The following is a 7,486-nucleotide window of genomic DNA, read 5'->3' on the forward strand; positions in this document are numbered from 1 at the left end:
AGAGGCGCCTGTCTTTTGACAGAGCGCCTCTATTCTCATGGAAGGTTAGCTGTACGTTCGCCTAGAGGAACGACCTCAACAGGGCAATGTGTTTCTCACCCTTGTCGATCTTCTCCTCGAACTCAGCCCTCTTGGCCTGCTCCTTCTCAACAGCCTCACCCTTTGCATTGGCGAGGAACTGCTCGTTGGAGAGCTTCTTCAGCACCCCTTCCAGGCTCTTCTGGCTCTTGTCCAGGTCCTTTTCGAGGCGGGTTATCTCTTTCTCAAGATCGATGGCCTCCCGTACAAAGACAAAGCCCTCATAGCCGGTACCTGCAACGGGGAAGGCCCCAGTTACATCAGCCGTATCATCGGTATCGATGATGAGTTCCGAAGCCCCGACAAAGGAGGCCATCAAATCACGCTCCTCAACGAAGAACGAGCTGCCGACAAAAGCCTTGTCACACTTGATGACCACACGGATCTTCTTGTCGACAGAGATGCCAAGCTCGCTACGTACCGAGCGAAGCAGCGTCACTGCCTCCTGGATCCTGGAAACAAGCAGGGCCTCCTGCGGGTAAGCCCTGTCCTCCTGGAAAACAGGATAGCTGCTGGTGATCAGGCTGTCGCTCACGTTGGGAAGCTTCTGGTAGATCTCCTCGGTGATGAAGCTGACAAAGGGGTGCATCAGGCGCATCGATGAAGCAAGCAGGTCGAGCAATAGGGTGACCACCCTATCCTTCTTCTCCTGCTGCTCAGCATAGAGACCCTGTTTTGCACTCTCCACATACCAGTCGCAGAAATCATTCCAGAAGAAATCATACACAGCCTGGGCCCCATCGTTGAACTTGTAGTTCTCCATGGCAACCTTGACCTTCTGGGCAGCCAGGTTGAGCTGGTTGTAGATCCACTTGTCCATGGTGGAGAGTTCAATGGTGGAGAGGTCGAGCAGGGTTGAGCCTTCCAGATTCATCAACAGGAACCGGGCCGCATTCCAGATCTTGTTTGCAAAGCGCGATCCCATCTTGAATGACTCGATGTCAATGAGGATGTCCTGGCCTTGGGTGGCCATATAGCTGAGGGTAAACTTCATGGCATCAGCACCATACTGGTCAACCACTTCCAAGGGATCAAGGCCGTTACCCAGGCTCTTGGACATCTTCCTTCCCTGCTTGTCACGGACAAGACCGGTGATGTAGATATCCTTGAAAGGAACTTCGCCGAGGAATTCCAACGACGCCATGATCATCCGGGAGACCCAGAAGAAGATGATGTCATAGCCAGTGACCAAGGTACTGGTTGGGAAGAAGGTCTTGAGGTCCTCGGTGTTTTCAGGCCAGCCAAGGGTACTGAAGGGCCAGAGCCAGGAGCTGAACCAGGTGTCCAGGACATCGGTCTCCTGCTGGAGGTTGGTGGAGTTGCACTTCGGGCAGTGGGTGGGGTCGACACGGGCAACAATCTGCTCGGAGCAATCCTTGCACTCCCAGACGGGGATCCTATGTCCCCACCAGAGCTGGCGGCTTATGCACCAGTCGTGGATATTCTCCAGCCAGTGTTCGTAGGTATTCTCCCAATGCTTCGGGAAGAAGGTTATCTTACCGTCTTTCCAGGCCTGGAGGGCCTTGTCGGCCATACCCTGCATCCTTACGAACCACTGGTTCGAAAGATAGGGCTCGATGATCGAATGGCATCGGTAGCAGTGGCCGACCTCATGGGAGTGGGCAACTTCCTTCACCAGGAAGCCAAGGGCCTTCAGGTCCTCGACCACCAGGCGCCTGGCATCGACAGGGGAGAGGTTTCGGTACTTCTCAGGGCAGTTGTCGTTGAGCGTCCCGTCAGGGTTGAGGACGTTGATGGCCCCCAGGTTCTGGCGTTTGCCACACTGCCAGTCATTCGGGTCATGGGCAGGGGTGATCTTCACCATGCCGGTACCAAAGGCCATGTCCACGAAACTGTCAGCAATGACAGGGATCTTCCTGTCGGTCAGTGGCAGGTCAAGGAGCTTTCCGACTATGGCCGTGTAGCGCTCATCATCAGGATGCACAGCAACAGCAACGTCCCCGAACATGGTCTCAGGACGGGTTGTGGCTACGGTGATGAAGCCTGAACCATCACTGAAGGGGTAGCGGATATCCCAAAGGCTTCCGTCCAGATGCTGGTGCTCGACCTCATCGTCAGCGAGGGCCGTGCCACACTTGGGGCAGTAGTTTACCAGGTATTCGCCCTTGTAGATCAGGCCACGCTCGTACAGGCGTACAAAGCTCTCCCGCACTGCTTGGCTGAGCCCTTCGTCCATGGTAAAACGCTCATGGCTCCAGTCACAGCTGCAGCCGATCTTCTCAAGCTGGCTTTTGATGATGTCATGGTGCTTCTCCTTGACTTCCCAGGTTCTTTCCAGAAATTTCTCCCGCCCAAGGTCCTGGCGGCGTATACCCTCTTTCGCAAGCTGGCGCTCCACCACATGCTGGGTGGCAATGCCTGCATGGTCGGTTCCGGGTACCCAAAGGGTCGGTCGACCTGTCATGCGGTAGTAGCGGGTAAGGATGTCCTGCAAGGAGTTGTTGAGGGCATGGCCCATGTGCAGGATCCCAGTTACGTTCGGAGGAGGCATAACCACAGTAAAGGGAGAGGCATCTCCCTTGATAGGTTTGAACATCCCGTCTTTCATCCAGGCTTCATAGATACGATCCTCAAAATCCTTGGGATCATAAGCCTTTGGCAACTCTACTGCCTTCACGATACGCCTCCTACAGCGAGAAAAAATATGGGTGTATAGTACCAGAATTGAGAAGGCTCTACAAGTCAATGTAGAGCCTTCAAGAGGGGGAAACGGAGGAGGAAACTCCTATTTGAGAGGGGTCACTGCCTTGACTTCCAGCTTGACAGCATATCCCATCGCATCAAGATGCTGGACAATCTGCTCCAGGGAGAACGAATCCAAGGTGACCGACTGGACATCCGAAACCTGCCGGACATTGGCACTGTCCATAGGGGTAGCAATTCCGGGAAGGATGTCCTGGGCCTGGTTTCCATTGGTCCCGAAAAGGACAAAGGCACCGATGAACACCACCACAAAGGCCGCAGCTGTGGTTATCAAGGCAGGAACCAGCCTGACCTGGATCCTTTTCCGAAAAATATGCATGCTCTTATGTTTCACTGGGAACCTGCTCTTTTCAAAATACGAGAGAACACGCTCCTGACGAAGGAGGATATCCTCATCAGGCAGAGCGGCAGAAGCTATGCGCTTTTGCAATAGCCGTAGCTGGTCCAAGCGCTGCCTGCAGGCATTACAATACCCCAGATGTTCCTCAACCTGTGTTCTCCAAGGTTCATCAAGTTCGCCATCAAGATAGGTATTCAACAATTCATCATCAACACACATAGGCTACTCCTGGGTAAGCAGTGATTCCAGCATTTTGCGTGCCCGATACACCCTCACCTTCACATTGCTCTCGGAAATATGCAAAACCTGGGCAATCTGCTTGTAGTCCATATCAGTATACTCTTTCATCACTATGACAAGGCGAAACTTCTCTGGAAGCTGGTCAATGGCATCCTGCACCTGTTTACGGGTCTCCTTTTCCATGAGGACCTGTTCCCCACCCTTAAGGTTGGAGTGGTTGGCTGGATACTTCTTCAGCTTTTCGACCATCACCAGCTCCCGCGACTTACGCTTCACTTGGTTGATGGCCAGATTCTTCGATACCCGGATGAGCCAGTATTTGGCATCATTGAGGGTAGGGAAGGTCATGCCCTTGTCAAAAAACCTGATGAAAGCCTCTTGGCAAATCTCTTCTGCAAGATCCTGGTTATTGGTGACGTGATAGACAACACGCATCAAAATCGGGAACACCTGCTCGTATACTTGCTTGAACGCTTGCTCATCGTTGCTTTGTATTTCCATAACTTTAACAACTCACTGGTAACCAAGTTACATCTTTTTCTCCAAAGAGGGCCCAGAGGCTGTATCTTTGACAAGGTAGCCCAATGCATCCAACTGTTGCCGTATCGAATCGGCCTCTGCCCAGTCTTTTGCCAATTTAGCCTCCGTTCGCTTTTTCAGGAGATCCAACGCCGTTGGATCATCAATGGTCTCGATCACAGGAACTTGCAAGGTTGCCAGACCCAGGCCAAAGACCTCGTCGAACAACAGGGCTAGGGAGTATTTCTCATCGATGGAAAGCCCATCATCCTTGAGCACCCCCCAAAGGTCCGCAAGCGCACGCGGGGTATTGAGGTCATTCTGGATGTGCTCGTCAAAGGCGGCCTGGTAGGAAAGGGCCTTCTCGCTTTCAAGGGCCTTGACCTGGGCACCTTCCCTCTTCAGGGCAACAATGCGGTCACAGACATTCTTTCTGGCGGTCTTGGCGGTGGTAAGGGAGTCAAAGGAGAACTTGAGTTGGCTGCGATAGTGGCCGCCAAGGCAGAAGTATCGGTAATCCATAGGATCATACCCCTTCTTTTTCAAGAGCTCAAGGGTAAGGAACTCCCCTTTGCTCTTGCTCATCTTGCCTGTCTCGTCAAGCAGGAACTCCCCGTGGACCCAATAGTTGACCCAGGTCTTGCCGGTAGCGGCCTCACTTTGGGCAATCTCATTGGTATGGTGGACAGGTATGGCGTCGATACCGCCACAGTGGATGTCAAACTGCTCGCCAAGGTAGTGCATGCTCATCGCCGAACACTCGATGTGCCAGCCGGGGAAGCCACGACCCCAGGGAGAGTCCCACATCATGGACTGCTCGCCGAACTTGCTCTTGGTAAACCAGAGCACAAAGTCCTTGCTGTTCTTCTTGTTGCTGTCCTGGTCGACATCATCCCGTACTGCGGTACGGAGGCTTTCAAGGTCCAGACGTGCGAGCTTGCCATAGTCAGGGATGGAATCGATGCTGAAGTAGACATTGCCACCGCTTACGTAGGTGTGCCCACCTTTCTCCAGACGGAGGATCAGGTCGATCATCTGTGGGATATGGTCGGTCGCCTTGCAGGTGATGGTGGGGGCAAGCATACCCAACTGGCCGTAGTCACTGAAAAAGGCATTGGTGTAGAAGTCGGCAATGTCCCAGACCGTCTTCTTGGTCTTCTGGGCCATCTTCTCCAGCTTGTCCTCACCCTCATCCCCGTCCCCGGTAAGGTGTCCGACATCGGTTATGTTCATGACATGCTTGACCTTATACCCCAGATGGATAAGGGTACGCTTCAACAGGTCTTCAAAAAGAAAGGTTCTCAGGTTTCCGATATGTGCATAGTTATACACCGTCGGGCCGCAGGTATAGAGTCCAACTTCCTCATCGTTGATGGGTTGGAAACGTTCCAGGCTTCGGCTCATGGTGTTATATAGGGAAAGTGGCATTACTCACTCCTTTAGGTTGCCCACCCCAGAAAAAGGGGGTAAGATATCTCCATGCCTATCAATGTACGCAATAGTGGTGAAAAAATCAACCTTGAAGAACTGTTGGTTCCCAACCTTTCCCTCTCACAGTTCTCTACCATCCATACCGGAGGAAAAGCCGATCTGGCGGCCTACCCGACAGATTTTGAGGAGTTGCGGGCCCTGCTTCTCCATGCCCAGACCAATGGTCTGGACGTCACTATATTGGGAGGGTTCTCCAACTCCCTCATCAGCGACGAGGGTATCGCCGGCCTTACCATCATCACCGCCCACCTTACCAGAAAACACATCCAAGGGGAGATGTTCTGCGTCCGTAGCGGCCTGAGCCTCGACCGGGCCATCGACTTCGCCCTGGAGGCAGGGCTGTCGGGCCTGGAGATGCTTGGAGGCATACCAGGGAGTGTCGGCGGGGCAATCTACGGCAACGCAGGGGCAAACGGGGTACAGATCGGGGACCTGCTCTACTATGTCGACTACATGACCCTCGATGGAAAGATGCACCGGATGCAGATACACAGCGATGATTTTTCCTATCGCCACTCCCCCTTCTCAGAAACCCATGACAAGATCATCTATGAAGCTGGCTTCCGTCTGGACCCTACCGTCCACACCTCAGAGGCCCGAAAGAACAAGGATGATGTCAAGCAAAAGCGCAAGGACAAGGGGCATTACGAAAACCCGAGCCTCGGAAGCATCTTCGCAAACCCCCCAGGAACCCATGCAGGCCAGCTCATCGAGGAGTGTAACCTCGCTGGCATCAATGTAGGGGGGGCCATGCTCAGCAACCGGCATTGCAACTTCATCATCAACAGCAATGGCAAGGCCTCCTCGTCCGATGTCCACTCCCTGCTAAAACAGATCCAGGCTGAGGTAGTCCAACAGAAAGGCATTTTGCTCAGACCTGAGATCCAGTTCATCGGCCGCTGGTAAGCGAGTAGCCTAGGTGAAAGGAGACCCTGGAGCCAAATCTTTTCGCAACCTCCCATGAACAGCGGGCAGAACCTAGGGGAAAGCTATCCCCAAAGGCGATGGCCCACCCCTTCGCATCATAGGTGATGGTCGCCTTTGACAGCGCAAGGGTTACCATGGTTTTGGGTTTGTGTTGCTGCGTTGCACCACGGCTTTGGGTACCCTCTACTTCAATCTGGCAACTGCCCAAGCCAAGCTTCGCCTGCAACACGACAGTGCCGGCTTCACCACCCCTTCTTTTGAACTCATAGGTGTCGACCGCTGAGAGGTGCAGCCAACCCCACCCCCCTACATAGTGGACGGAAGCGCTCTGCCTCCGTTTTCTCACAGCAGAAAACCCTCCATAGATAGGTTCACCTCCAAACCAGTCATCCAAGGCAACGCTGGCTACGAGGTGCTCGCTGGCAAAGTCGAGGTCTAGGGAGTATTTCTTGGGGTAGGAGTTCTGCCCATAGGAAACACTTGCCGTACAAGGGGAATGCACCAGGGCATAGGAACCAGAGACCAGGATTCCATCTACCGGGGAGAGGAGCATCTCTGCCTTTACTGCCAGATTCTGCGATTGCAGGGCAAGCTTGCCGGCCAAGGCCCAGGGTGCCTGCTCCACCCCCCATTCCACCTGGTAGGTCGATACGGAATCGGGCTTTTGAAGCAGACCGACCAGTGAGAAAACTCCACGTGATAGCTGCCTCTCATAGCCGACGGCCTCCAGGCCATTTCCCGGTGCAAGCAGACAGAAGGAATCATTGTTCCGTTGGTAGAGGATCGCCTGCTCTTTGGAAAGGTGGTCCAACAGGACAAAACCCTGCCAGAATCCAGGAGCCCCCAGACTAAGGGAGAAGAGTTCTGCCTTGATTTTGAAACGGGAAGGGAGGACAAGGACCAAATCCCTGTGAAGGCCGAAAGCCAGGGTAGCCTCCCAGCTGGTTGTTCTGCTCTCCTGGGCAAAGGAAACCCCGTAGACCCTCTCCAAGGGTGCTATGGAAAGGGAGAGGCTGCTTCGAGCATACACTGTATAGAGAAGCAGTTGCAGGATACAGACCAGAAGTTTCCTCATGCAGAGAAAGAAAAGAGAATCACCCTTTCGCTTCAGTTGATTAATCCTTGCATAAATGGTTAACTGTCGTGGGACAAAACCGTAATCACATA

6 protein-coding genes are annotated in these 7,486 nt (G+C 53.6%); 1 reads left to right on the forward strand and 5 read right to left on the reverse strand.

What is annotated here, in order from left to right:
• Positions 1 to 61: 61 nt before the first annotated feature.
• From ROJ03_RS04425 to cysS, 4 genes are all read right to left on the reverse strand, one after another.
• Positions 62 to 2,716 (reverse strand): valine--tRNA ligase, encoded by a 2,655-nt coding sequence (locus tag ROJ03_RS04425; RefSeq protein WP_313725783.1) that lies wholly within the window; start codon positions 2,714 to 2,716, stop codon positions 62 to 64.
• Positions 2,717 to 2,824: 108 nt separating this feature from the next.
• Positions 2,825 to 3,361: a zf-HC2 domain-containing protein gene (locus tag ROJ03_RS04430; protein ID WP_313725784.1), complete on the reverse strand. Its 537-nt coding sequence runs from the start codon at positions 3,359 to 3,361 to the stop codon at positions 2,825 to 2,827.
• A 3-nt stretch (positions 3,362 to 3,364) separates the two neighbouring features.
• Positions 3,365 to 3,883, reverse strand: a complete 519-nt coding sequence (locus ROJ03_RS04435) for an RNA polymerase sigma factor (protein ID WP_313725785.1) — start codon at positions 3,881 to 3,883, stop codon at positions 3,365 to 3,367.
• A gap of 27 nt (positions 3,884 to 3,910) precedes the next feature.
• Positions 3,911 to 5,329, reverse strand: a complete 1,419-nt coding sequence (gene cysS, locus ROJ03_RS04440; RefSeq protein WP_313725786.1) for a cysteine--tRNA ligase — start codon at positions 5,327 to 5,329, stop codon at positions 3,911 to 3,913.
• Between the two features lie 51 nt (positions 5,330 to 5,380).
• Here cysS and murB point away from each other — a divergent pair, with 51 nt between their 5' ends.
• Positions 5,381 to 6,298, forward strand: a complete 918-nt coding sequence (murB, locus tag ROJ03_RS04445) for a UDP-N-acetylmuramate dehydrogenase (protein ID WP_313725787.1) — start codon at positions 5,381 to 5,383, stop codon at positions 6,296 to 6,298.
• Here murB and ROJ03_RS04450 read toward each other — a convergent pair.
• Positions 6,282 to 7,486: hypothetical protein (locus ROJ03_RS04450; RefSeq protein ID WP_313725788.1), on the reverse strand; the 1,205-nt coding region annotated here is incomplete at its 5' end. The genes murB and ROJ03_RS04450 overlap by 17 nt on opposite strands.

Origin of the sequence: Sphaerochaeta sp. PS (assembly GCF_032144095.1) — a bacterium.
Classification (GTDB): Bacteria; Spirochaetota; Spirochaetia; order Sphaerochaetales; family Sphaerochaetaceae; genus Sphaerochaeta.

Coding starts and splice junctions, on each gene's coding strand:
- ROJ03_RS04430 (WP_313725784.1), bottom strand. CDS start 3,361: ATGTGTGTTGATGATGAATTGTTGAATACCTATCTTGATGGCGAACTT.
- ROJ03_RS04435 (WP_313725785.1), bottom strand. CDS start 3,883: ATGGAAATACAAAGCAACGATGAGCAAGCGTTCAAGCAAGTATACGAG.
- cysS (WP_313725786.1), bottom strand. CDS start 5,329: ATGCCACTTTCCCTATATAACACCATGAGCCGAAGCCTGGAACGTTTC.
- murB (WP_313725787.1), top strand. CDS start 5,381: ATGCCTATCAATGTACGCAATAGTGGTGAAAAAATCAACCTTGAAGAA.